Source organism: Blautia hansenii (genome assembly GCF_013304445.1).
In the GTDB taxonomy this organism is placed as follows: Bacteria; Bacillota; Clostridia; order Lachnospirales; family Lachnospiraceae; genus Blautia.
The window spans coordinates 255,023-279,072 of sequence record NZ_JAAITA010000002.1; the positions used below are offsets into that span (position 1 = coordinate 255,023).

Below are 24,050 nucleotides of genomic sequence, written 5' to 3' on the forward strand. Positions count from 1 at the left end.
TTTTTTCACTTCATGCCCTCCTTATGCAATATAGTTCAGAGGAATCCTTACAGAAAAAGTAGTCCCCTTATGTTCTTCACTCTTGACCTTAATGGCGCCCCGGTGCATGACAATGGCATTTCTTGTAATGGCCAGACCCAGTCCCGTTCCCCCTATTTCTCTGGAATGAGACTTATCCACCCGGTAGAAACGCTCAAAAATACGGTCAAGGGATTCCTGGGGAATTCCGATTCCCGAATCTGCTACAGATACATAAAAGTATTTGTGATCTGCATTCAAAGTCACATGTACCCAGCCGTCCTGTATGTTGTATTTAATTCCGTTTTCCACCAGATTAGTAAGTGCCAGGCTCATCTTCACCTCGTCGATTTCTGCCACAATAGGACGATAGCTTTCCAGCACCAGTTCCACATTTTTCTTGTCTGCAATGGGCTTCAGCCTCTTGAGAATGTTTTCCATCATTTCATTGATATTCACCTTCTCAACATTCAGCTCTGAAGCCTTTTTATCCATTTTCACCAGAGACAGCAGGTCTGTAATAATCTGATTTTCTCTGTCAATTTCCACAGCAATATCCTGCATAAATTCCTGATACAGTTCCACTGGCACATTTTCCTGCCCTGCAAGCGAATCAGCCAGCACCTTAATGGACGTCATAGGTGTTTTCAGTTCATGGGATACGTTGGCTACAAACTCCTGCCTGGAATCATCCAATACCTTCATGCGCTTCAGCATTTTATTAAACACACTGCTTATCATCTGTGTTTCCGTGTAATCCGGCACAGAAATCTCTTCATCCAGATAACCGTCTGTCAGTTCTTCAATAGCCTTTCCCACTCTGGCAAAGGGCTTCACCAGAACCTTTGACAACACAAAGCCCAGTACCACCACAAGCAGACAAATAGCCAGCATCAGCAGACTTCCCCTGTGCTCCAAAAACGCAATACTGTCCACAATCTCTCCGGTAGAGGTGCTTACCAGCATTACACCTTCAATGTGCTTGCTCTTTGGGTCCGTCAATGGAATGGTCTGTTCAATATACGAATTTTTCTTATCATAGCTGCTGGTGTCTTCTCCTTCAAAGCACTTAATAACTTCTTCGGACAGCACATATTTTCCTTCATCAATACCGTAGGTATCCTTCACAATCCTTCCGCTCTCATTGATAATCAGAATCCTGCCGTTATAGATAGTAGAAACCAGGGACAGCTCCTTATTGATTGTTTCTGACTGCTGATGTTCCAGATATCCTTCCTCCATCAACTGATTTCCCAGAATATCGCACTGGTTCTTTACATTGATTTTCCGCAGTTCCACAGCCCGGCTTTCATAACTGCGTACAATCACCCTCTCCGTGAGCAGGCAGGGCACAATACCAATAATCACCAACAAAACCATAATGCGGAATCTGAGACTTTTAAAAAATGTCAGTTTCACCTTTACTTTCATCTGTTTTCCCTATCCCTGAAAATAATATCCGATTCCCCATTTTGTATGCACATATTTCGGGTCACTGGGAACCGCTTCAATCTTCTCTCTAAGGCGCCGGATATGTACATCCACGGTGCGCACATCTCCCGGATACTCATAGCCCCATACCAGATTCAGCAGATTTTCGCGGCTGTATACCTTATTGGGGTTTTTTGCCAAAAGCTCCAGAACATCAAATTCCTTTGCAGTCAGATTGATTTCCCTACCTGCAATAAAGACTCTTCTGCCTTCACAATCCAGTTTTAAGTCCCCGCTAACCAGCGTTTTGCCGAAACTTTCTTTCTTTTCTTCCTTTCTGGTTCTCCTCATAATGGCTTTAATGCGGGCTTTTACCTCCAGGATATTAAAAGGCTTTGTAATATAATCATCTGCACCGTACTCCAGCCCCAGAATCTTATCCATATCTTCTCCCTTTGCAGTAAGCATAATAATCGGCACGGAAGAAAATTCACGAATCTGCTGGCAGACCTCAAGCCCGGTCAGCTTCGGAAGCATAATATCCAGAAGAATCATATCGTAATCTCCGGTCTTTGCCTTTTCCAGGGCCTCTTCTCCATCATAGGCACAGTCCACCTCCATGCCTTCCTGCTCCAGGCTGAATCTTATTCCTTTTACAATCAGTTTTTCATCATCTACTACCAATACTCGCTTACTCATTTCGCTCTCCTTATTCTATTGTGATATAGTTCTGTATCTTTTCAAAAGTCTTTCCCTTAATACCGGGAACCTCCTGAATTTCCTCAATGCTTTGGAACTTTCCGTTTTCTTCTCTGTAGTCCGCAATGGCCTGGGCTCTCACCTGACCAATACCCGGAATTTCCTGAAGCCCGGTCACATCAGCCGTGTTAATATTCACCCTGCCGTTTCCCCCGGTACTCTGCACCGGAGAATCTGCCGTCTCTTTTTGCTGCTTTTCCTGTACAATCCCCTGTTCCTTCATCTGACTGGTTTCTTCCAAAGTATATACTTGAATTTTCTCCCCGTCAACCAGCAAAGCCGCCTGATTCAGCCATCCGGTATCGGCCTCTTTGGAAAAACCGCCTGCTGCCTTTACTGCCTCAAACACCCTGGCTTCTTTCTGCAGTTCGTAAACACCGGGACGGTTCACTGCCCCGCTTACGTCTACCCAGATAGTTTCTGCCTCCGGTTCACTCTCCTGTGAAGATTTCTCTTCCTTCCCGTCTGCCTTATCCGTCTCTTCTTTTTCTGATTTTTCCAGAGAAGGCTGCTCTATCACAACCTCTTCCTGCTTGCAGGAAGATATCCACAGGCAGCATATCAACAAAAACATTCCAAAAAGCACGCTCTTTTTCTTCATTCTATACACCTCTGCTTTCTGCATTTCTGACGCAATCCGTCTGCAAAATGCAAACATGTGTACAGATAGTTCTATTGTAACGAATTTGAAAACTCTTTACAATATAAAAATCGGAACTTCTTTGTAAAATAACACACTTTTGCCTTTTACAGTCTTTTATAAATATCTGGAAATCTTTGGCTGAAACGCCGAACATGATTTTGATATGTATCTGTAGTATAGCACTTCCCGTCTGTTCCTGCAATCCAAAAAACAGCCGCAAAACCACGGCTGTTTTTGTCTATTTTTCCCATTTAAAAATTATGATTCCCACAATAGCCACAGCCATGCCGATAAGCCTGCGCCACTCAAAATCCACCTTTTCCACTCCGAAAAGACCCAGAAGCTCAATCACATAAGCGACCGCAAGCTGAGCCACCACAATGAGCATAGCCGCCCGGGCAGGTCCAAGAGATGACATACTCTGAATCACCGTCACAGTAATAAAAGCGCCGATAACCCCTCCCAGCAGAAGGTATTTGTGGTCTACCCGCAAAAGTGCACCCGCTTCCTCCCGTCCGGTAAAAAGCCAGGCACACACACAGATTAAAAAGGCTGAAATCTGTACCCAGCCTGTGGATACCCAAAGGCTGGTCTGTTTGGTCAGTTCCGTATTAAAAACTCCCTGCACGCTCATCAGCGCACCGGAAAGCAAAGCAACTAAAATGCCCCACATGCTTGTGTTCCTCCGTTTCTTCTGTCCTGTTACATAGAATTTCCAGAGAAACCACTTTTATACCTATATCTTTAAAAACTCTTTTCCAGCTTTTCTATCATCTCATCAATATGTTCCCGGGTAACAATAAGCGGCGGCACAAACCGCAGCACATGATTTCCCGCTGAAATTACAATCAGACCGTTTTCCAGCGCTTTTGAAACAATCTCTCCCACAGGCCTTCCGGCAACCTCCAGTCCCTGCATCAGACCTTTTCCACGCCGTTCACTCAAAAATTCATACTTATCCACAAGGCCATCCAGTTTTTTCTCCAAATAACCGGAAATTTCCTGTACATGGTGCAGAATATCCTGTTTTTCAAATAAATCAAACACCTTGCTTACCGCCGCACAGGCCAGAGGATTTCCACCGTAAGTGGTTCCGTGGTCTCCCGGCTCCAAAGATTTTTCCGCGGCTTTTTCACCCAGCACAAAAGCCCCTACCGGCACACCGCAGCCCAGGGCTTTGGCGCAGGTCATAATATCCGGCTCTGTGCCGTACGCCTGCCAGGCAAACATGCTGCCCGTCCGTCCCATGCCGCACTGAATTTCATCTAAAATCAGCAGAATATCCTTTTCCTCACAGAGTTTTTTCACACCCTTTAAAAAGCCTTCCTCTGCGGGATAAATGCCGCCTTCTCCCTGGACGGTTTCCAGGATAATTGCACAGGTTTTCTCTGTCACTGCTGCTTTTACGCTGTCCAAATCATTAAAATCCGCAAATTTCACCCCTCCGATTAAAGGCTTAAAGGGTTCCTGATAATGACTGTTTCCGGTAACAGACAAAGCCCCCAGACTTCTGCCGTGGAAGGAATGACGCATGGCGATAATTTCATGGTCCGTGCTGTTATCCTTTAACCAGGCATACTTTCTGGCTGCCTTAATAGCCCCTTCTATGGCTTCTGTACCACTGTTGGTAAAAAACACCCGGCTCATACCCGACGCTTTCAAAAGTTTGTGAGCCGCCTCCGCCATAGGCGTATTGTAATAGAGATTTGAGGTATGTATCAGCTTGTCAATCTGGATTTTTAAAGCTTCGTTGTACTCCTCATTTCCATACCCCAGGGCAAAAACCGCAATTCCCGCGCCAAAGTCCAGATACTTCTTTCCGTCCAGGTCATAAAGATACACGCCTTCTCCCTTTTCCAGCACCACGGGAAAACGATTATAAGTATGAAGGATACTGTTCTCTGCCAGTTCCATATATTCCTTACTGCACATCATAATGCTGTATGCCCTCCTTTCTCAGAATAGCGGTTCCGATTCCCTTATCCGTAAAGATTTCCAGAAGCAGACAATGTTTTATCCTGCCGTCCAGAATATGCACTCTGGAAACGCCTTCCTCAATGGCATCCATACAGTTTTGCAGCTTGGGAATCATACCGCCGCCCACATTTCCGTTGAAAATCAGTTCCTTTGCCTCTTTTACAAACAACTTGGAAATCAGGCTTTCCGGGTCTTCCGGGTCTTTGTAAACCCCTTCGATATCCGTCAGAAATGCCAGTTTTTCCGCATGCATGGCCTTTGCAATGGCACAGGCTGCATCGTCGGCATTGATGTTGTAAGCCGCATAATTATCATCCATACCAATGGGACACACAATGGGCAGAAAGTCTTTTTCCAGAAGGTCCAGAAGAATCTGGGGATTTACATCCGTAACATTTCCCACAAATCCGATATCCTGCCCCTGGGAGAACTTCTTCTCTACCCGCAGAAGTCCTCCGTCCTTTCCGCTGAGTCCCACAGCCCGAACCCCCAGGGATTCCACCAGGCTTACCAGTTCCTTATTTACTTTTCCCAGCACCATTTCTGCCAGTTCCATGGTTTCCTCGTCCGTTACCCGCAGCCCGTTGACAAATCTGGGCTCTTTTCCCACTTTGCTTACCCACTTGCTGATTTCCTTTCCGCCGCCGTGGACAATAATGGGTTTAAATCCCACCAGCTTTAACAGTACCACATCCTGAATGACGCTTTTCTTTAATTCCTCGTCCACCATGGCACTTCCGCCATATTTCACCACAATAATTTTCCGGTTAAACCGCTGAATATAGGGAAGCGCCTCAATCAGCACCTCTGCTTTGTCAAGATATTTCTGCTTTACCATGCTTCTCCCTGCCCTTCTTTTTCTTCTATTCCATAAACCATTAAGACCTGTAATCCGCGTTAATTTTCACATAATCATAAGTCAAATCACAGCCCCAGGCCACAGCCGATTCCTTTCCCAGCTTGATGTCCGCTGCTGCAGTCACCTGTTTTTCCGAAAGAATTCTGGTAGCTTCCTCCTCACTGTAATCCACGGCCACTCCGTCCTTTAAAATCTGAATTTTCCCTGCTGCGCTTTCAAAGAACAAATCCACTTTATCGGGGTCAAACTGTGCCCCGGAATAACCCATGGCACACAGGATTCTGCCCCAGTTGGCATCATGGCCGAAAACAGCCGCTTTTGTCAGATTCGAGGTTATGACAGATTTTGCCAATGTCACTGCCTGCTCCTTTGTCTCTGCCCCCGTAATCTTCACTTCAAACAGTGCCGTAGCCCCTTCCCCGTCTGCTGCAATCTGCTTAGCCAGACTTGTATTTACATACAAAAGAGCCTCTTTAAAAGTTTCATAATCCTGATTTTTCTCGCTAATCAAAGGATTTTCCGCCATGCCGTTTGCCAGCACCAACACGGTATCATTGGTTGAAGTATCCCCGTCCACAGAAATCATATTGTAGGTATCCTGAACAATTTCACTCAAGGCTTCCTGCAGAAGTTCTTTGGTAATCTGCACGTCTGTGGTGACAAAGCCCAGCATGGTGCACATATTGGGGTGAATCATGCCGGAACCCTTGCACATGCCGCCTATGGTCACCTTTGCGCCCGAAAGTTCCATTTCTACAGCACATTCCTTCCTCACAGTGTCCGTAGTCATAATAGACTGGGCTGCCAGAATTCCCGCCTCTCTGGAATCAGAAAGCACCGGAACCAGCTTTTTTACCCCTTCTTTTAAGATATCTATGGGAAGCTGCTGTCCGATAACACCTGTAGATGCCACCAAAACTGCCTCTTCCGGTATCTGCAGCGCTTCTGCCGCCGTTTTTGCTGTTTCCTGACAGTAACTGTACCCTTCTGTTCCAGTACAGGCATTGGCAATACCGCTGTTGCACACAATGGCTTGTGTATATGCTGCGTTATCCACCAAATGTTTGTCCCATTTCACAGGCGCCGCTTTCACCACATTGGTGGTAAAAGTTCCGGCGGTCTGACATGGTTTCTGACTATACACCATGGCCATATCCTTTTTGTTTCCCTTTTTAATTCCCGCCGCAAGGCCTGCTGCCAAAAACCCCTTTGGGGCTGTAATGCCGTTCTCTATTACCTTCATCTTACTGCCTCCTCATCCTATCTCTTTCTGAAATGCTTTATGGAAACATGGGAACCAGTTCCAGTCCCCTGTTTTCTTTTTCTCCAAACAGCAGATTCATATTCTGCACAGCCTGTCCGGCCGCCCCTTTTACCAGATTATCAATAGCGCCCATAAGAATAATCCGGTTAGTTCTCGGGTCAATTTTGAAATTTATATCCGTGTAATTGCTTCCCTCTACCCAACGGGTCTGGGGTGTCACATCTTTTTCCAGCACACGGACAAATTGCTCTTTTTCATAATATTTGTCATATACGGCCTTTACCTCTTCATAAGATACCTGTTTTGTCAGAGAAGCGTAGGCTGTCACCAGAATTCCCCGGTTCATGGGAACCAGATGAGGGGTAAAGTTCAGTGTAATTTCTTTTCCTGCGGCATAGCCCAACTGTTCTTCGATTTCCGGTGTGTGACGGTGACTGGCTACTGCATAAGCCTTCATATTTTCATTGACTTCACAGAACAGATTGTCCAGCTTTGCTCCTCTTCCAGCCCCGGAAGTACCGGATTTGGCGTCGATAATCAAGGTATTTCCATCAATCAGCCCTTCCTTTACCAGCGGATAACAGGTAAGGATACTGCAGGTGGTATAACAGCCCGGATTTGCCACCAGCCTCGCCTTTTTTATCTTGTCCCGGTTCATCTCACACAGCCCGTACACAGCCTCCGGCAGAAACTGAGGCGATTTGTGGTCTAAACCGTACCATTTTTCATAAACAGACACATCTTTTATACGGAAATCTGCGCTCAGGTCAATTATTTTCACCTTGGAAAGGATTTCTTCCTTGACCATGGAAGCACACAACCCCTGGGGTGTTGCTGTAAAAATCACATCTACCTGCTCTGCCAATTCCTCCATGTTGTCGTCCAGACAGGTTTCCTCTACAATCTGAAACATATTCTGGTAAACCTGGGCATACTTCTTATCAATGTAGCTTCTGGACCCATACCATTTGATTTCCGCATTTCCATGCCCCTTTAAAAGCCGGACCAATTCCTGTCCCGCATATCCGGTTGCACCGATAATTCCCACCTTAATCATAGCCTTATCCCTCATTTCCTGTTTTTTTCATCATACTCCTGATTCTTTTGCTCTGCAAGAAAAGACTGCACTGCTTTCTCTCCCTGCATATTTTTATAAATTTTTGAATAATTATACATCCATATTTTTGTATATGCAAGTGTTTTTTCTGAAATTTTCTGTTTTTTCCAGATTACCCTTCTCTTTAAAACCCCTTATATAAATAGGATATTCCAGAATAATATCTGTTATAACCGCCATGCATATCTTTTCATCCCAGTAAATTTTTTTATTTTTTTGCATTTTCCTATTGCATAATTATAATTTTTGTTGTATATTAATACCAACGAAGGCGAAACAAAAAAATTTCACATAGCAAACCTGTGATAAAGGAGGATATTTATTATGAAAGAAAAAGTAATTCTGGCATATTCCGGCGGACTGGACACTACCGCGTTAATTCCATGGTTAAAGGAAAATTTTGATTACGAGGTTATCTGCTGCTGTATCGACTGTGGTCAGGGCGCAGAATTAGACGGACTGGAAGAACGCGCTGCACTTTCCGGCGCTTCCAAATTATATATTGAAGATATTGTTGATGAATTCTGTGATGACTACATTGTTCCCTGCGTACAGGCCGGCGCTGTGTATGAGCACAAATACCTTCTTGGTACTTCCATGGCTCGTCCCGGCATCGCAAAACGTCTGGTAGAAATTGCAAGAAAAGAAGGAGCTTCCGCTATCTGTCACGGTGCAACCGGCAAAGGAAATGACCAGATTCGTTTCGAGCTGGGAATTAAGGCTCTGGCACCTGATTTAAAAATTATTGCCCCATGGCGTATGACTGATGTGTGGACCATGCAGTCCCGTGAAGACGAAATTGCTTACTGCAAAGCTCACGGAATTGACCTCCCCTTTGACGCAAGCCACAGCTACAGCCGTGACAGAAACTTATGGCATATCAGTCATGAAGGCCTGGAACTGGAAGACCCTGCTGCTGAACCAAACTACGATGATTTGCTGGTTTTAGGTGTGACTCCGCAGAAAGCACCGGACAAAGAAACAGAAGTGACCATGACATTTGAAGCAGGTGTTCCGAAAACTTTAAACGGCAAAGCCATGAAGGTATCTGAAATCATCACGGAACTGAACAAATTAGGCGGAGAAAACGGTATCGGTATTATTGATATTGTGGAGAACCGTGTGGTAGGCATGAAATCCCGCGGCGTATATGAGACACCGGGCGGAACTATTCTCATGGAAGCCCATGACCAGTTGGAAGAACTGATTCTGGACCGTGATACCATGGAAATGAAGAAAAAGCTGGGCAGCCAGTTTGCACAGATTGTATATGAAGGAAAATGGTTCACACCTCTTCGTGAAGCCATTCAGGCCTTTGTGGAATCCACACAGAAATACGTTACAGGAGAAGTAAAGTTCAAACTGTATAAAGGCAACATCATCAAAGCCGGCACAACTTCTCCTTACAGCTTATACGACGAATCTCTGGCCTCCTTTACTACCGGTGATTTATATGACCACCACGATGCCGACGGCTTCATCACCTTATTCGGACTTCCGTTAAAGGTTCGGGCTATGAAAATGGCAGAAGCTGAAAAAAACCAGAAATAAGACTCACTTTCGATAAAGGAAATTTATTTTCCGCATAAAAATCTCCCCACCAGAACACGCACCCTCTGGTGGGGAGATTTTTTATTCTTCTTTATTTTCCGCCGATTCTTCCATAAATATCCCGGGGCACTCTGGCCTTCACCGCAATGCCCTCATCGGTGTACTCCTCTGAAATCAGTTGTCCGTACTTGCGTATAAGCTGCAGTTGTCCCGCTTCCCGGTAATCCAGCACGCGCTCAATATAAATCTGGTCTTCGGTAAGCAATTTCTCCAGCACAGCCTTCAATTCCTCCAGCCCCTGTCCAGTCTTCACCGCGGTCTTAATCACATAGTCTGCCCTAAAGTCCCGAAAAATTCCTGCGTCCGACAATCTGTCCTGTTTGTTAAAAAGGGTGACAATCTTCTTATCCTGTACCCCCAGTTCCTGAAGAGTTTCATACACCACATACATCTGCTCCTCCATCTGGGGATTGGAGGCATCTACCACATGAATAATAAAATCCGCATATTTTGCCTCTTCCAGGGTACTCTTAAAAGCCTCGATTAAATGATGGGGCAGTTTCCGTATAAAGCCTACGGTATCTGTCAGATAAATTTTCTGTTTTCCCGGCAGTTCCAGCACTCTGGTTGTAGGGTCCAGAGTGGCAAACAGCTTATCCTCCTCCAATACACAGGCGTCCGTAAGCGTATTTAAAAGTGTAGACTTTCCTGCGTTGGTATACCCTACAATAGCGGCTGTTCGGATATTTTCCCGCTTTCGCCCCTCTCGCAGCAGTTCCCGGTGCCGTTTTACCTGCTCCAAATCCTTTCTTAGCTGAGAAATGCGAGACTTAATCAAACGTCTGTCCACTTCCAGCTTTTTCTCTCCCGGACCTCTGGTACCGATTCCTCCGCCCAGCCTGGACATGGCAGTTCCCATCCCGGTAAGTCTGGCCGCCCGGTAACGAAGCTGGGCCAGTTCCACCTGTATTTTTCCCTCGCTGGTATTGGCTCTGGCAGCAAAAATATCCAGAATCACTACCGTCCTGTCCATGATTTTCAGTCCCAGTTCTCTCTCCAGGTTGTTCATCTGAGAAGGGGAAAGTTCATCATCGCATACAATGCCTGTAGCGTCATAAGCGTCTGCCGCCATACGAATTTCTTCCAGTTTTCCCGTGCCTACATAATATCCCGGATGAATGGCTTCCCGGCTCTGTATCACTGTCCCCACCGTCACGGCTCCTGCGGTTTTTACCAGTTCTTCCAGCTCTTTTAAAGATTCTTCCGTGTCATCCCCGTCCTGGGTCTGCACACCTACTAAAATCACTCGTTCCTGTTCTTCCTTTAATTCATATAAATCCATACAACTCTCCTGTCCTGTTTTCTTGCCTTTATGATACTTCCTTCTTTTCTTTCCCGCAAGCCCCCACCCTCTTTTCTGTGATTATTATATAATTCGTACAGAAAATCTATGATCTTTCCACTGTTTTTTCTATACTTTTTCTAGTATATTGTCTCTTAGAAAATGTAGTAAAACCAACCCGTGGTTCTGATACCTATATCTTTGACAAAAGGGCTGTCGCCAGTGCGACAGCCCTCTATCTTGTCTGCAAAAAATAATTTTCTCTCACTGCTTCTTCATCTGCAGGATACTGTTTCAGATATTCCTGCATTTTTGTTTTGGCAGTGGCAAAATCTTTCTGCTTTTCATAAATCACAATCTCATTAAACAAAAGTGCCTGCTGCACTTCTTTATCCTTTTCTTTCAGGCCCTTCTCTACGTAGGAAAGCGCACCGGTATAATCCTCCTGCTTGACAGAACAGTAAGCAAGCCCATTATATCCTTCTGCCTCAAGTCCCTTCTGCTGCAGACATTTCTGATATATGTCAGAAGCTTTTTGGGGCTCGCCTGCGTCCAGATACACCTTCCCCAAATACACCAATGCAGGCGCATATTCTTCCTTCCACGCTTTTTTCAGCATTTTCTCGGCTTTCTCATATTCTTCCAGATAATAGTACACTCTGCCTTCATTATAAGAATCCTCTGCCGATTTTGCCTTAATTTCCAGAGCGCTTTCCAGATAAGCGCTGCCGTCTGCATTCAAGTCACAGGACTTGTAAACCTTATAGACATCCAGATAGTCCTCATAGTCATCTGAACCCGACACCACTCTGGAAAAATCACTGTGCGCCTTCTTATATTCATCCATGTGCAGGTAAGCGCTTCCTCTTAAAAAGTAAGCGTCTTTTTTCTTCTGAAGTTTTAAGAGTTCCTCACAGGTTTCCACACATTTCTGATATTCGCCCTGATGATACAGGGCATCTGCCAGGTAAAAATATAAATCTGTCTTTAAGGCTTTTTCCGAACGTTCCGTCAATCCCAAAGCAGTCGTAAAAGCTTCCTGCGCCTTATCAAAAATCCCCTGCTCCGTCCAGGCAATGCCGATTCCTCTCCAGGACTGCACTCCATGGCCGCCTTCAGAGATGGCATTTTGAAAATTTTCGATAGCCTGAGTATACTCCTGTTTTTTCAGATTTTCCAGCCCGGTCTCATATTCCGTCGGTTCACTGCCTTTACATCCGGCCAGCAGACACAGCACAACTGCCGCCAAAACAATTTTCTTTTTCACCCGTTTAACCCCGTTTCCTTATTCGGCAATGAGATTTTCAGCCCGCATAGCTTCCACAACCTTATCTGCATATTCTTTGCAGACTGCGTCGGTAGCGGCTTCCACCATAACGCGAATCAATGGTTCTGTGCCGCTTTCCCTTACCAGAATTCTGCCTTCATCTCCAAGGGCTTTCTCCACCTCAGCCACAGCTTCTGTCACCTTCTGATTTTCCCTTGCCGTTTTTTTATCATAAACTCTTACATTCTTCAGCACCTGAGGATAAATGACAACCTCTCTTGTCAGTGTGCTCAATGGCACTTTTTTCTCGATAATGACTTCCATAAGCTTCAGAGAAGTCAGGATTCCGTCTCCTGTTGTGGCATGTTTGGAAAAGATAATGTGCCCGGACTGTTCTCCGCCAATGGAATGTCCGTTTGCCATCATATTTTCGCACACATACTTGTCGCCTACCGCAGTTTTCTCATAGCGGATGCCTTCTCTGTCACAAGCCTTGTACAGACCCAGATTGGACATAACTGTTGTCACAATGGTATTGTTGTTTAACTGTCCGCATTCCTTCATATACTTGCCGCAGACATAGAGAATCAAATCTCCGTTTACTTCTTCTCCCTTATCGTCCACTGCAATACAGCGGTCTGCATCTCCGTCATAGGCAAATCCCACGTCCAGGCCTTTTTCTATTACAAATTTTTTCAGTTCATTGATGTGTGTGGAACCGCAGTTTGTATTAATATTGGTTCCATTCGGATTGTTATGAATTACATAAGTTTTGGCGCCCAGCGCGTCAAACACACTTTTGGCAATAGCCGAAGCGCTTCCGTTTGAGCAGTCCAGACCAATACGCATATTTTTAAACGCTCTGGTTGGAATAGAAATCAGATAGCCAATATAACGGTTTCTTCCCGCTGAAAAGTCTACGGTGCGTCCGATGTTCTCCCTTTTTGCCAGAGGCAGTTCTTCCATTTCTCCATCAATATAGGCCTCAATCTGGGCTTCCACAGAGGCGTCCATCTTCTGTCCGTTTCCGTTGATAATCTTAATGCCATTGTCATAGAAAGGATTGTGACTGGCAGAAATCATAATACCGCAGTCAAAATTCTCCGTGCGCACCACATAGGACACGCTGGGGGTTGTGGTTACATGAAGAAGGTATACATCTGCCCCTGATGCCGTCAATCCGGCCACCAGAGAGTATTCAAACATATAGCTGCTTCTTCTGGTATCTTTTCCGATTACAATCTGCGCTTTATGTTCTTTGCCGAAATACCAGCCCAGAAATCTTCCCACTTTAAAAGCATGTTCCACGGTCAAATTCACATTTGCCTCGCCACGAAAGCCGTCCGTTCCAAAATATTTACCCATAACTCGCTCCTTTTTACACAATCATTCATTTTTTTTATCTTTTTGTCATTTACTAAGATAACACAAAATTCCGATTATGAAAAGAGTTCTTCTTTATATACCCCTTTTTTCACCAGTTCTTTAAAGGATTCCATTACTTTTTCTTTGTCTTCCTGATACGTTACGCCAAACCAGGTGTCATGTGTCTTCAGAACCGCTACCTCTGCTTTATTTTCCTGAATCAACTGATCAACCACTGCCGGAAGCAAGTATTCTTTCTTGATTTCGCCTGGTTTCACTTCTGCTAAAAAGTCCACAAAACCTTTTTCCAGAACTTCTAAAAATTCCGGTGTCAGTCCCCACATATTCATGGAAACCAGAGTCTGGGAATCCAGTGGTGTCTTTGCTCCTGTTTCTTCGTCTACAGCCGCAGGACCTGCCGGTGTTTTCTGAATATTGTAGGTTTCTGTAATACCTACCAGTTTTTTGTTTTCATCTAAAGTGCAGACCCCTCTTGTCACACCGCCGTTATCACTTAAGGTATTTTCCAGAATAAAGCCTGCCATACAGATATCCATCTTTTCTGCTGCCGTTTTTTCTTCTACCAGATAGTCGTGAATTTTCACAAACGCTTCTTTTCCGTAATAGTCATCCGCATTAATAACAATAAACGGCTCAGTAATGACCTTTTTGGCTGCCAGTACTGCGTGTCCGGTTCCCCATGGCTTGGTACGGTCCGCAGGGCAGGTATAGCCTTCCGGCAAATCGTTGATATCCTGGTACACATATTCTACCTCTGTGATTTTCTCGATTCTGTTCCCGATAATACTGCGGAACTCTTCTTCAATATCCTTGCGGATAATAAAAACCACCTTGTTGAATCCGGCTTCCAGGGCATCATGAATGGAGTAATCCATAATAATTTCTCCGCTTGGTCCTACCTGTGCAAGCTGTTTAATTCCCTTTCCGAAGCGGCTTCCGATTCCTGCAGCCATAATTACTAATGCTGTTTTCTTCATAATTGTACTTCTCCTTACTTTGAAAAATTCTCTCTATCTGTTACTGCTCCAGCCCACTTAAGCGAGCCGTTTGATCTGCAGCAATCAGCGAATCAATAATTTCCTCCAAATCCCCGTTCAAAATACTGTCCAGTCTGTGCAGGGTCAGCTTAATTCTGTGGTCTGTCACACGTCCCTGGGGGAAATTGTAGGTTCTGATTTTTTCGGAACGGTCTCCCGTACCCACCTGGCTTCTTCTGGCCTCTGCCTCTGCGTCATGACGTTTCTGCAGTTCCATATCATACAGCCTGGAACGCAATACCTTTAAAGCCTTATCCTTGTTCTTAAGCTGAGATTTCTCGTCCTGACAGGAAATCACGATTCCCGTAGGAATATGTGTCAGACGTACCGCAGAGTCCGTAGTATTGACGCACTGTCCACCGTTTCCGGATGCACGGAACACGTCAAATTTACAGTCATTTAAGTCCAGTTCAAAGTCAATTTCCTCTGCTTCCGGCATAATGGCTACCGTAATAGTGGATGTATGAATCCGTCCGCCGCTTTCTGTTTCCGGAACACGCTGTACACGATGTACACCACTTTCGTATTTCAGTCTGGAATACGCACCTTTTCCGTTAATCATAAAAGTAACTTCTTTAAATCCGCCGATTCCATTTTCATTGAGACTCATCATCTCCGTCTTCCAATTCTGGGATTCCGCGTATTTCACATACATTCTGTAAATTTCTGCTGCAAACAGAGCCGCTTCATCTCCGCCTGCACCTGCACGAATTTCCACAATAACGTTCTTCTCATCATTAGGGTCTTTTGGCAGAAGAAGAATTTTCAATTCCTTTTCCAGTTCCTCAATCCTCTTCTTGGCATCTGACAGTTCTTCTTTCAGCATTTCCCGCATGTCTTCGTCAGATTCCTCATCCAGAAGCATCAGACTGTCTTCCACAGTCTCCTTGCAGCGTTTATATTCATTATATGCGTCTGCAATAGGCTGCAGTTCACTCTGCTCCTTCATCAGCTTCTGAAATCTGGCTGCGTCATTGGCCACAGTGGGCTCGTTCAGTTCATTTAATATTTCCTCAAGGCGGACTAAGATGTCCTCTAATTTATCAAACATGATTTTCCTCCTGATTTTTCTTTCCAATTACAACCCGGTCAAGTCCTGCCAGGTCCTGTATCACTTTCACTTCCGTATATCCCTGTTCCTTCATCAGCTGCGCCACAGCTTCCCCCTGGTCATAACCGATTTCAAAGGCCAGAATCCCCTGGGGATTCAAATAATTTCCTGCCTGCCGGGTAATTCTGCGGTAAAAATACAGACCGTCCTCCCGGCCGTCCAGTGCCATTCTGGGTTCATGAAATTTCACTTCTTCCATCAGCCCTTCAATGACTTCTGTCTGGATATAAGGGGGATTCGACACCAGAATATCATATTTCCCCGAAACCAGCTCAAACAGATCGCTGTTTATCCATTGCGCTGATATTCCCAGGTCTTTGCCGTTTCTTTCAGCCACTTTCAGGGCTTCCTTTGACAAATCTGCCCCTGTTCCCTCTGCCTCTTTCAGATGAGCCAGCAGACTCAGCAGGATACAGCCGCTTCCCGTACACATATCCAGAATGCACAGTCCCTTCTTCCCGCCGGCTTCTTTTAACACTTCCTCTATCAGAATCTCCGTATCCTGTCTGGGAATCAGCACATGCTCATTCACATAAAACTTCATGCCGTAAAAATATGCCTCGTGAGTCAACTGCTGCAAAGGAATTCTCTCTCCCCGCTTTACAAGCAGCTTTTGATACTGCTCTGCCTGTTCTTTCGGCACTTCCTCGTCTTCGTGGACAAAGTACCAGCTTCTGGAAATACCGCACACATGCTCCAGTAAGAGCCATGCGTCCAGATTTCCATCTTCTATCTGTCTTTCTTTCAAATACTGTTTTCCATCTTCCAGTAATGCCTTATATCCTGCCATATCAATCTTCCCCGCCTGTCTGTACGTCCGGAAAGTTCTCCTTCAGATACGCTCTCCAGTCAAACACAGCCTCTACAGCCTGAATGGCCACCTCTGCCATATCCGGTGTCGGTTCTTTTGTCGTCAGCTTCTGCAAGGCCATACCCGGTTTGGAAAGAAATGCCACCGCCGGATGGTCGCTGTTTCCCGCCAGCTTAATAAATTCATAAGAAACCCCTGCAATCACCGGCACCAGCAAAATACGCACGGTAATCCGCAGCCACATGGTCTTTATGGGAACCACGGCAAAAAATCCTAAAAAGAAAATAACACTGATAATAATGACAAAGAACAGAAAACTGGTTCCGCACCTCTTATGGAAACGGGAACTTGCCATAACATTTTCCACAGTCAGCGGTTTTCCATGCTCCACACAGTTGATACACTTATGCTCTGCCCCGTGATACATAAACACCCGCTGAATATCCTGCATCCTGGAAATCAGCAGCATATACCCCAGAAACAGTACAATACGCACAATGGCTTCCGCTACGGTCACCATATGTTCACTGACTCCTACCTTGTGTAAAAGGCTGGCCAGCAGGTAAGGAAGCACCATAAAAAGCCCTACGGACAATACCACTGAAAAAATAACCGTTGCCGTCATCAGCACCTTGTCTTCCTTTTCCTTTTTGGCTTCCTGCTTTTCCCGCTCCTCCCCTGTCAGCGCTTTTCTTTTCTCCAATTCTTCCTCTTCTTCAAAAAAAGTGGCAGAATACATAAGACATTTCGTTCCTACCACCAGAGAATCTATAAAGTTAAACACACCGCGTATGATGGGAAGCTTCAGGATTTTCCGGCTTTTTATTATACTCTTATAGTCTTCAATCTTGACTTCTATCTCTTTATCCGGCTTCCGCACCGCAACAGAATACACGTCTCCGTGCCGCATCATAATGCCTTCCATGACAGCCTGTCCGCCAATGTTTGATGATTTCATGTTTCCTCCAAACGCAATAAGAGGCCGAAGTCCTCAAACCTCAGCCTCTTCTACCTCTTATTTATTCATGCCGTATTTCTTGTTGAACTTATCAATACGTCCACGAGCCTGTGCAGCTTTCTGCTGTCCTGTATAGAAAGGATGACATTTAGAGCAAACTTCTACACGGAGTTCAGATTTAGTAGAACCTGTCTTAAATGTATTTCCACAGTTGCAAGTTACTGTACATTCCTGATAATTTGGATGGATTCCTTCTCTCATTTTTTTCACCTCTTATATATTTTGATTATTTATATTGTTTTATTGCGTTTTCAAATTCAAACAGCTTTTGCATTATAGCATATTCTGACACCAAATGCAAGGCTTATTAGGGTTTTCTTTAAAGAATCCTCTGCTTTTTCACCATCTGTACAAATTCTGCATTGTCCCTTGTTCTGGCAAACATATTCAGAATATTTTCCGTAGCTTCGTCTGACTTCATGCCGTTTAAGGCTTTCCGCATAATGTCCACGGCTTCCTGTTCTTCCCTGTTCAAAAGCAGGTCTTCCCTTCTTGTTCCGGATTTTGCAATGTCGATAGCCGGGAAAACCCTCTTTTCCTGGAGTTTTCTGTCCAGCACCAGTTCCATATTACCGGTCCCCTTAAATTCTTCGTACACAACGTCATCCATCTTGCTTCCTGTATCCACCAGTGCAGTTGCCAGAATGGTCAGACTTCCGCCCTCTCTCATGTTTCTGGCCGCACCGAAGAAACGCTTGGGCATATGCAGGGCAGCCGGGTCAAGACCACCGGAAAGGGTACGTCCGCTTGGGGGAACTGTCAGGTTATATGCCCTTGCCAGTCTTGTAATACTGTCGATGAAAATCGTAACGTCTTTTTTGTGTTCTACCAGACGTTTTGCACGCTCAATGGTCATTTCAGACACACGCTTGTGATGCTCCGGCAGTTCATCAAAAGTAGAATAAATAATTTCCACGTTTTTGCCTTTGATGGCCTCCTTTATATCTGTAACCTCTTCCGGACGCTCATCAATCAGCAGAATAATCAGGTGCATTTCCGGATTGTTCCGAAGAATGGATTTTGCCGCGTCCTTTAAAAGGGTTGTCTTACCTGCTTTGGGCGGAGATACAATCATTCCCCTCTGTCCCTTTCCGATAGGACTTACAAGGTCTGTAATGCGCATAGCCATACTTCCGCCCGGACGTTCCAGATGCAGCCTCTCATTTGGGAAAATCGGGGTCATATCCTCAAAATTCATACGCTGCATTTCATTTGCCTTAATTCCGTTGATGTGGGTCACATACAAAAGAGCAGAAAACTTCTCGTTCTGACTTTTCACCCTTGTGTTTCCTCTTAAAATATCGCCTGTTTTCAGATTGAATCTGCGAATCTGGGACGGGGAAACATACACGTCATTATCCCCCGGAAGATAATTGTCGCTCCGGATAAATCCGTATCCGTCCGGCAGTACCTCCAGAATTCCCTTTACCGTAATACCGCTGTCCAGTTCAGACTGCTCCATGGGCGCTCTGTTATTTCGATTATCCTGTCCATCTTCTCTTACTGCAGGTTTCCTTTCCTCTCTTACCTCTGTTCTGGACTCCGCCTTTCTCTCTACTGTGGTTTCTGCTCCGGTTTCCTCCTGTTTTTTCTGTTCTGCTGCTTTCCTGTCCTTTTCGTCTTCCTGAACCATCCGCTCTACCAGTTCACTTTTTTTCAGCGTGGAAATGCCTTTTAAACCTCTTGCCTTTGCAATTTCTTTTAATGCTCCCAGAGACAGGGAATCATACTTTTCTCTCATTTTATATTCCTTTCTGAAATTCAATTTATTATTCTGGAACAAAATCAATCGTTTACTGATTGTACTATAAATGAAACCTTATTTTACCTTTTACACTAAACAGGAAAATCCGTCTGAATTGACATGAATTTGTGTTTGCTTTTGACTTTGTAACTGCATATCTTTGATATATAGCTTATCATAACACACTTTTCCTTTTTTGCAAAGTATTTGTTGGCTTTCTTTCCCCATCTACTTATTTTTGTACATTTTCCCTATGACTGCCCCGACTGTGCTGTCATATATTCCTGAAAATCTTTCATGCTTCTTGTTAAAAATTTACTTTTGTGATGAACAAAATAATACTCTCTTGCCGGCTGTGTCCCCTGAATTTTTATTTCTTTCAACCTGTGGTTCTCCATAAAAGGTTCTACAATAGACCTGGAAATCATCAGAATTCCCATTTTACTGCTGCAGGCTTCTATCAGACTCTGTACACTAATACTCTCCATAACAATGTTCTGCTTTCTTTTATACTTTTCCATAAATCCCTCTGCCATATTTCTGGACCCGCTGCCCTTTTCCCTCAGCAGCAACGGATGTTCACACAGCTCTTCCATTGTTATACTCTCTTTTACAGGATAATCCTGTGCACATACTGCCGTCATACTGTCCTTTCCTATGGGACTGCAAACAAAGAAGCGGGGATTGAGCGGATAATCCATAATTCCGAAATCCAGTTCATTCCTCATGAGATGTTCTTCTATCTGCCGGGAATTCTCTACCTTGGTATAAAGAGGAATCTGAGGATATCTCCGGGAAAATTCTGAAAATATCTTTGGAAATGCACTGATACCAAAAGATACATTCGTCCCAATTCGGACCCGCGTGACTGCGTGTACATCCCGCAGCACATCCCTGGCCTCATCAAACTGGGAAAGAATGGAATCTGCGTACAAAAGCAGCTGTTCCCCTGACTCCGTGATATACAGCCTTCTATTCATACGTTCAAACAATTTTGTTCCATAATAGCTTTCCAATTCCCGAATGGCATAACTCACCGCCGGCTGTGCCATATTCATGCTCTCGGCAGCAAGCGTAATGCTCTCCTGCCGACATACTTCTGAAAAAATACGCAAATGTCTAAGTGTCATTGTTATCTCCCGCACAATACATAAGTTTTTTATTATATATATTATAATAACATAAGAATTGTTATATATCCACTAAAAGGCTAGAATAGATATGACTATATAAAAGTGAGGTATTGTAATGGTACTATTATTAATTTTTCTAATCTGCTTCTCAGCCTCAGTTATCGGGGCTATTTGCGGTATTGGCGGCGGTGTAATTATAAAACCCGTGTTAGATGCCTTTGGCATTATGGATGTGGCTACCATCAGTTTTCTGTCCGGCTGTACTGTACTTTCCATGACTACATATTCCGTTATCAAGAACAAATGCAGCGGAGAATCTCATGTAGAACAGAAAACCGGTCTGCCCCTTGCATTGGGAGCAGCTGCAGGAGGACTTCTGGGAAAATCCATGTTTTCCCTTATTTCCTCTCTCAGTCCTGACAAAAACAAAGTAGGCGCTGTACAAGCCGCCTGTCTGTTGGCTGTTACCCTGGGAACTCTGATTTACACCATTTACAAGGCGCGTATCAAAACCTGCCATATAAGCAATCCTGTTGCCTGTATCGGTATCGGTGTTTTCCTGGGTATACTTTCCTCCTTCTTAGGAATCGGCGGAGGTCCTATCAATCTGGTAGTCCTGTTCTTCTTCTTCTCCATGACCACCAAGGTTGCAGCAGAAAACTCCCTGTATATTATTTTCTTTTCCCAGATAGCCAGCCTGCTGTCTTCGCTGGTAACCAAAAGCGTCCCCGATTTCCAGCTTATCACACTGGTATTCATGGTAGTCGGCGGTATTGCCGGAGGCGCCTGCGGGAGGAAAGTCAATAAAAAAATCGACGACAAAACCGTGGACAAATTGTTTATCGGATTAATGGTTTTAATTATCTTTATCAATATCTACAATATTATTAAATTTGTGGGATAAAAAATTTTAGGAACTATCACTTTAAACAAAACTCAGAAATGTTTCTATATTTAAAGTGATAGTTCCTATTTCTATTTTTTGAAAACTTCCAGAACTGCTTTTTTTATACAATTTATATAGGCCTGTGCCCCTTCAGAAGTTAAATGCGTCTCGTCCTCAACAAAATATTCTGAATGACCTTCGCTTTCCTTATACCAGTCAATAAGATAGGTATAATCCGTAGATTTAACAAACTCATATATTTCCGCATTATTAGACTGTTCCCAGCTCGTATAAGGTGCTCTCGCTGTAATAACAAAAAAGGGCCTTTCGGGACCAATTTTTTCTCTTAATGTATCAAGAGAATTGTAAAGCAGTCCATTCGTTCCAAGTGCAAAAATAACACCATCTCCATTCCAGCCTTTTTCATTTACATAGGAATCATACAAATCAAAACTTTCTGTTGTATATCGACTAACGGCCGTATCACTGATACTATTGGGGAATACTTCATAAAATTCATCTGTTGCCCCCATTGCAATTGAATCCCCCATCAGTAACAAATTCAAATTTTTCAGAATTTCCTCATCTGATATAACAGTTTCCTCTTTCTGCTCTTTTGTTTCTTTCTGTACCGAAGCATGTTCTTCCTTGGATTTTTCAGCTTTCTCTGCTTGGGATTCCAAACTGTCAATATGACTTAGCACCTTTTCTTTTGGTACAAATGCAATACACAGTATCATTCCGGTTTCTATGACACACACCCAGACCAATAAGAAGACAGCGTTTCAAAACTCTGACTTGGTTTTTACGTTCCCCTTTTGTTCTGACTCTCCTTCTTATAATTGCAATGTTCTTTCTGATTGTTCCATATCGTATAGGGGTTTCAATATAATGATAAGATAATGCTGCAAAAAGAAAGGTGAATAAAACCTCAATCAGCATTAACCACCAACTGCTTTTTTTACCATTGCTAAGTAATAAAATCACCGGAAAATGCCATAAGAACGCTCACCAATCCATCTTAAGATTGGAAATCCCAACACCTTATTTAAAATACTGCAGGGATTTAAAAGAGAGTAAATTACCAGGACAGCCAGCAGGGAAACCATTCCCTGTCCTCCTCTGTATAAAAAGCTGCTGTATCCATCAACAGCACTCATCATATAAATAAGAACCAGCACAGAAAGAATACCTGCAAAATCTCTCATTCCTTTAGATTTTTCTTCTGATATTTGACTTTTTTCTACCAGTAAGGCCAACACGGCACCAAAACGGAGAGAAAAAGCTCGAGTATCTGTTCCGTAGTAACATCTGCTCGGATCTTTAGATGGGTTAAATAAAAAGCCTAATAACAACAAGGAAACAATTGCACCTGCTATGGTAATGCCAGTCAGCACTTTTTTTCTATTTTTATGCTTACTAATGCATTTAAATAAAACAGGATATACAAGATAAAATTGCGCTTCAATGGCTAAAGACCAAAAATGTGTAAGCGGTGACGGTGCACCTGCATTTTCAAAATATGAAACATGATTATAAATCTGCCACCAATTATTATATCCCAAAAGTGCAGACGGCAAGTCAGAACATGCCTTTGTAAATAAAGCCCTGTCAAACAGTGCACTTGCAAATATTAAACACGTCACCATTGTTAGAATCGCAGGAAATAATCTTCTGATTCTTCGAATCCAAAAATTCTTAAGATTAACTGTATCTGTATTCTCTAATTCCGTCAATAAAATATGGGTAATCAGAAAACCTGATATCACGAAAAAAATAGTTACTCCGATAATGCCCCCCTTTGCTATGGGAAGTTTTAAATGATATGCAAATACCATTAAAACTGCAATTGCTCTGAGTCCATCTATTCCTGCAATATACCTGTTTTGTGACTTATCATTCACTTTTTCCTTTTTCATTTGTATTTACTCCTTTTTTCGCAAAAAAAGTTGTAAGACATTGCATATACAATATCTTACAACTTTTAATTAATGCCGCAGACCGGAATCGAACCGGTACGGGAGTATAAGTCCCGCAGGATTTTAAGTCCTGTGCGTCTGCCTGTTCCGCCACTGCGGCATTCCTCAAAATGCTTTCACATTTTGAACGACCCAGAAGAGACTCGAACTCTCGACCTCCGCCGTGACAGGGCGGCGCTCTAACCAACTGAGCCACTGGGCCATATATGTAATTATTTATCTGATACCTTTAACTGAATGGACCTTCGGGGACTCGAACCCAGGACCGACCGGTTATGAGCCGGTTGCTCTAACCAACTGAGCTAAAGGTCCAAAAAGCCGATGATCGGACTCGAACCGATAACCTGCTGATTACAAATCAGCTGCTCTGCCAATTGAGCCACATCGGCATCTCATTGTGAAGCTAAACAGCTAAATGACTCCTACGGGAATCGAACCCGTGTTACCGCCGTGAAAGGGCGATGTCTTAACCGCTTGACCAAGGAGCCAGATATTAAAAAACTCCCCCTGTTGGACTCGAACCAACGACACTGCGGTTAACAGCCGCATGCTCTACCGACTGAGCTAAGGAGGAATATTCATTTCACACTATACCTTCAAAACCGCATACACAAAACCAAACCAATTCCAACTTACCGTTTCGCTTAGCTTTCTAAGCTATTAGGTCAAGCCCTCGACCGATTAGTAGCAGTCAGCTCCATACATTGCTGCACTTCC

General features: G+C 44.0%; 22 protein-coding genes and 6 tRNA genes. 2 read left to right on the top strand and 26 right to left on the bottom strand.

Annotated features, from left to right (window positions below; translation table 11 throughout):
* Nucleotides 1-21 precede the first annotated feature (21 nt).
* From G5A70_RS03210 to argC, 8 genes are all read right to left on the bottom strand, one after another.
* Nucleotides 22-1,449, bottom strand: a complete 1,428-nt coding sequence (locus tag G5A70_RS03210; RefSeq protein WP_173747955.1) for a sensor histidine kinase — start codon at nt 1,447-1,449, stop codon at nt 22-24.
* Between the two features lie 9 nt (nt 1,450-1,458).
* Nucleotides 1,459-2,148 (bottom strand): response regulator transcription factor, encoded by a 690-nt coding sequence (locus G5A70_RS03215; RefSeq protein WP_173747957.1) that lies wholly within the window; start codon nt 2,146-2,148, stop codon nt 1,459-1,461.
* Between the two features lie 10 nt (nt 2,149-2,158).
* Nucleotides 2,159-2,809, bottom strand: coding sequence for a ComEA family DNA-binding protein (locus tag G5A70_RS03220; RefSeq protein ID WP_173747959.1), 651 nt, complete (start codon nt 2,807-2,809; stop codon nt 2,159-2,161).
* A gap of 280 nt (nt 2,810-3,089) precedes the next feature.
* The gene (locus tag G5A70_RS03225; protein ID WP_173747961.1) at nt 3,090-3,524 is read right to left on the bottom strand and encodes a DMT family transporter; all 435 of its coding nucleotides are present in this window, start codon (nt 3,522-3,524) and stop codon (nt 3,090-3,092) included.
* A 71-nt stretch (nt 3,525-3,595) separates the two neighbouring features.
* Nucleotides 3,596-4,783 (bottom strand): aspartate aminotransferase family protein, encoded by a 1,188-nt coding sequence (locus G5A70_RS03230; protein ID WP_173748020.1) that lies wholly within the window; start codon nt 4,781-4,783, stop codon nt 3,596-3,598.
* Entirely contained in the window at nt 4,773-5,666 is an 894-nt protein-coding gene (argB, locus tag G5A70_RS03235; RefSeq protein ID WP_173747963.1) for an acetylglutamate kinase, read from the bottom strand. The genes G5A70_RS03230 and argB overlap by 11 nt, the downstream gene beginning before the upstream one ends.
* A 40-nt stretch (nt 5,667-5,706) precedes the next feature.
* Nucleotides 5,707-6,930: a bifunctional glutamate N-acetyltransferase/amino-acid acetyltransferase ArgJ gene (argJ, locus tag G5A70_RS03240; protein WP_173747965.1), complete on the bottom strand. Its 1,224-nt coding sequence runs from the start codon at nt 6,928-6,930 to the stop codon at nt 5,707-5,709.
* A gap of 37 nt (nt 6,931-6,967) precedes the next feature.
* Nucleotides 6,968-8,008, bottom strand: a complete 1,041-nt coding sequence (argC, locus tag G5A70_RS03245) for an N-acetyl-gamma-glutamyl-phosphate reductase (protein WP_173747967.1) — start codon at nt 8,006-8,008, stop codon at nt 6,968-6,970.
* Nucleotides 8,009-8,392: 384 nt separating this feature from the next.
* Here argC and G5A70_RS03250 point away from each other — a divergent pair, with 384 nt between their 5' ends.
* Nucleotides 8,393-9,619: an argininosuccinate synthase gene (locus G5A70_RS03250; protein WP_173747969.1), complete on the top strand. Its 1,227-nt coding sequence runs from the start codon at nt 8,393-8,395 to the stop codon at nt 9,617-9,619.
* A 91-nt stretch (nt 9,620-9,710) separates the two neighbouring features.
* Here G5A70_RS03250 and hflX read toward each other — a convergent pair whose 3' ends face one another.
* The 10 genes from hflX to G5A70_RS03300 all read right to left on the bottom strand — a co-directional run bounded on the left by hflX (nt 9,711) and on the right by G5A70_RS03300 (nt 20,465).
* A complete protein-coding gene (hflX, locus tag G5A70_RS03255) occupies nt 9,711-10,961 on the bottom strand; it encodes a GTPase HflX (protein ID WP_173747971.1) in 1,251 nt (416 codons plus the stop codon).
* Nucleotides 10,962-11,196: 235 nt separating this feature from the next.
* On the bottom strand, nt 11,197-12,228 hold the full coding sequence (locus tag G5A70_RS03260; RefSeq protein WP_226853478.1) for a tetratricopeptide repeat protein: 1,032 nt from the start codon (nt 12,226-12,228) through the stop codon (nt 11,197-11,199).
* Between the two features lie 18 nt (nt 12,229-12,246).
* Nucleotides 12,247-13,593, bottom strand: a complete 1,347-nt coding sequence (gene glmM / locus G5A70_RS03265) for a phosphoglucosamine mutase (protein ID WP_173747973.1) — start codon at nt 13,591-13,593, stop codon at nt 12,247-12,249.
* A 74-nt stretch (nt 13,594-13,667) separates the two neighbouring features.
* On the bottom strand, nt 13,668-14,591 hold the full coding sequence (locus tag G5A70_RS03270) for a nucleotidyltransferase family protein (protein WP_173747975.1): 924 nt from the start codon (nt 14,589-14,591) through the stop codon (nt 13,668-13,670).
* A gap of 40 nt (nt 14,592-14,631) precedes the next feature.
* Entirely contained in the window at nt 14,632-15,702 is a 1,071-nt protein-coding gene (gene prfA, locus G5A70_RS03275; RefSeq protein ID WP_173747977.1) for a peptide chain release factor 1, read from the bottom strand.
* On the bottom strand, nt 15,695-16,552 hold the full coding sequence (prmC, locus tag G5A70_RS03280; protein ID WP_173747979.1) for a peptide chain release factor N(5)-glutamine methyltransferase: 858 nt from the start codon (nt 16,550-16,552) through the stop codon (nt 15,695-15,697). The genes prfA and prmC overlap by 8 nt, the downstream gene beginning before the upstream one ends.
* A 1-nt stretch (nt 16,553) precedes the next feature.
* A complete protein-coding gene (locus G5A70_RS03285) occupies nt 16,554-17,531 on the bottom strand; it encodes a DUF1385 domain-containing protein (RefSeq protein WP_173747981.1) in 978 nt (325 codons plus the stop codon).
* A 57-nt stretch (nt 17,532-17,588) separates the two neighbouring features.
* Nucleotides 17,589-17,792: a 50S ribosomal protein L31 gene (gene rpmE / locus G5A70_RS03290; protein ID WP_003022634.1), complete on the bottom strand. Its 204-nt coding sequence runs from the start codon at nt 17,790-17,792 to the stop codon at nt 17,589-17,591.
* Nucleotides 17,793-17,910: 118 nt separating this feature from the next.
* Nucleotides 17,911-19,332: a transcription termination factor Rho gene (rho, locus tag G5A70_RS03295; RefSeq protein ID WP_173747983.1), complete on the bottom strand. Its 1,422-nt coding sequence runs from the start codon at nt 19,330-19,332 to the stop codon at nt 17,911-17,913.
* A 254-nt stretch (nt 19,333-19,586) separates the two neighbouring features.
* On the bottom strand, nt 19,587-20,465 hold the full coding sequence (locus G5A70_RS03300) for a LysR family transcriptional regulator (protein WP_173747985.1): 879 nt from the start codon (nt 20,463-20,465) through the stop codon (nt 19,587-19,589).
* A gap of 118 nt (nt 20,466-20,583) precedes the next feature.
* Between G5A70_RS03300 and G5A70_RS03305 the strand changes: the two genes are divergently transcribed.
* Entirely contained in the window at nt 20,584-21,372 is a 789-nt protein-coding gene (locus G5A70_RS03305; RefSeq protein ID WP_173747988.1) for a sulfite exporter TauE/SafE family protein, read from the top strand.
* Nucleotides 21,373-21,443: 71 nt separating this feature from the next.
* Here the strand turns inward: G5A70_RS03305 and G5A70_RS03310 are convergent, their stop codons facing one another.
* From G5A70_RS03310 to G5A70_RS03345, 8 genes are all read right to left on the bottom strand, one after another.
* On the bottom strand, nt 21,444-21,920 hold the full coding sequence (locus tag G5A70_RS03310; RefSeq protein WP_173747990.1) for a hypothetical protein: 477 nt from the start codon (nt 21,918-21,920) through the stop codon (nt 21,444-21,446).
* Nucleotides 21,921-22,337: 417 nt separating this feature from the next.
* Nucleotides 22,338-23,273, bottom strand: coding sequence for an acyltransferase family protein (locus G5A70_RS03315; RefSeq protein ID WP_173747993.1), 936 nt, complete (start codon nt 23,271-23,273; stop codon nt 22,338-22,340).
* A gap of 73 nt (nt 23,274-23,346) precedes the next feature.
* Nucleotides 23,347-23,433: transfer RNA gene (locus G5A70_RS03320), tRNA-Leu, on the bottom strand.
* 28 nt (nt 23,434-23,461) lie between these two features.
* Nucleotides 23,462-23,535: transfer RNA gene (locus G5A70_RS03325), tRNA-Asp, on the bottom strand.
* 36 nt (nt 23,536-23,571) lie between these two features.
* Nucleotides 23,572-23,645 (bottom strand) — tRNA-Ile (locus G5A70_RS03330).
* A 4-nt stretch (nt 23,646-23,649) separates the two neighbouring features.
* Nucleotides 23,650-23,722, bottom strand: a tRNA-Thr gene (locus G5A70_RS03335).
* 27 nt (nt 23,723-23,749) lie between these two features.
* Nucleotides 23,750-23,821, bottom strand: a tRNA-Glu gene (locus G5A70_RS03340).
* 13 nt (nt 23,822-23,834) lie between these two features.
* Nucleotides 23,835-23,907, bottom strand: a tRNA-Asn gene (locus tag G5A70_RS03345).
* Between the last annotated feature and the right edge of the window lie 143 nt (nt 23,908-24,050).

Bases quoted from the DNA above. Each gene is read 5' to 3' on its own strand.
- G5A70_RS03230 (WP_173748020.1), bottom strand. From the start codon at position 4,783: ATGTGCAGTAAGGAATATATGGAACTGGCAGAGAACAGTATCCTTCAT.
- argC (WP_173747967.1), bottom strand. From the start codon at position 8,008: ATGATTAAGGTGGGAATTATCGGTGCAACCGGATATGCGGGACAGGAA.
- argB (WP_173747963.1), bottom strand. From the start codon at position 5,666: ATGGTAAAGCAGAAATATCTTGACAAAGCAGAGGTGCTGATTGAGGCG.
- G5A70_RS03210 (WP_173747955.1), bottom strand. From the start codon at position 1,449: ATGAAAGTAAAGGTGAAACTGACATTTTTTAAAAGTCTCAGATTCCGC.
- hflX (WP_173747971.1), bottom strand. From the start codon at position 10,961: ATGGATTTATATGAATTAAAGGAAGAACAGGAACGAGTGATTTTAGTA.
- rho (WP_173747983.1), bottom strand. From the start codon at position 19,332: ATGAGAGAAAAGTATGATTCCCTGTCTCTGGGAGCATTAAAAGAAATT.
- glmM (WP_173747973.1), bottom strand. From the start codon at position 13,593: ATGGGTAAATATTTTGGAACGGACGGCTTTCGTGGCGAGGCAAATGTG.
- rpmE (WP_003022634.1), bottom strand. From the start codon at position 17,792: ATGAGAGAAGGAATCCATCCAAATTATCAGGAATGTACAGTAACTTGC.
- G5A70_RS03215 (WP_173747957.1), bottom strand. From the start codon at position 2,148: ATGAGTAAGCGAGTATTGGTAGTAGATGATGAAAAACTGATTGTAAAA.
- prmC (WP_173747979.1), bottom strand. From the start codon at position 16,552: ATGGCAGGATATAAGGCATTACTGGAAGATGGAAAACAGTATTTGAAA.
- G5A70_RS03220 (WP_173747959.1), bottom strand. From the start codon at position 2,809: ATGAAGAAAAAGAGCGTGCTTTTTGGAATGTTTTTGTTGATATGCTGC.
- G5A70_RS03305 (WP_173747988.1), top strand. From the start codon at position 20,584: ATGGTACTATTATTAATTTTTCTAATCTGCTTCTCAGCCTCAGTTATC.
- argJ (WP_173747965.1), bottom strand. From the start codon at position 6,930: ATGAAGGTAATAGAGAACGGCATTACAGCCCCAAAGGGGTTTTTGGCA.
- prfA (WP_173747977.1), bottom strand. From the start codon at position 15,702: ATGTTTGATAAATTAGAGGACATCTTAGTCCGCCTTGAGGAAATATTA.
- G5A70_RS03270 (WP_173747975.1), bottom strand. From the start codon at position 14,591: ATGAAGAAAACAGCATTAGTAATTATGGCTGCAGGAATCGGAAGCCGC.
- G5A70_RS03225 (WP_173747961.1), bottom strand. From the start codon at position 3,524: ATGTGGGGCATTTTAGTTGCTTTGCTTTCCGGTGCGCTGATGAGCGTG.
- G5A70_RS03300 (WP_173747985.1), bottom strand. From the start codon at position 20,465: ATGACACTTAGACATTTGCGTATTTTTTCAGAAGTATGTCGGCAGGAG.
- G5A70_RS03250 (WP_173747969.1), top strand. From the start codon at position 8,393: ATGAAAGAAAAAGTAATTCTGGCATATTCCGGCGGACTGGACACTACC.
- G5A70_RS03315 (WP_173747993.1), bottom strand. From the start codon at position 23,273: ATGAAAAAGGAAAAAGTGAATGATAAGTCACAAAACAGGTATATTGCA.
- G5A70_RS03285 (WP_173747981.1), bottom strand. From the start codon at position 17,531: ATGAAATCATCAAACATTGGCGGACAGGCTGTCATGGAAGGCATTATG.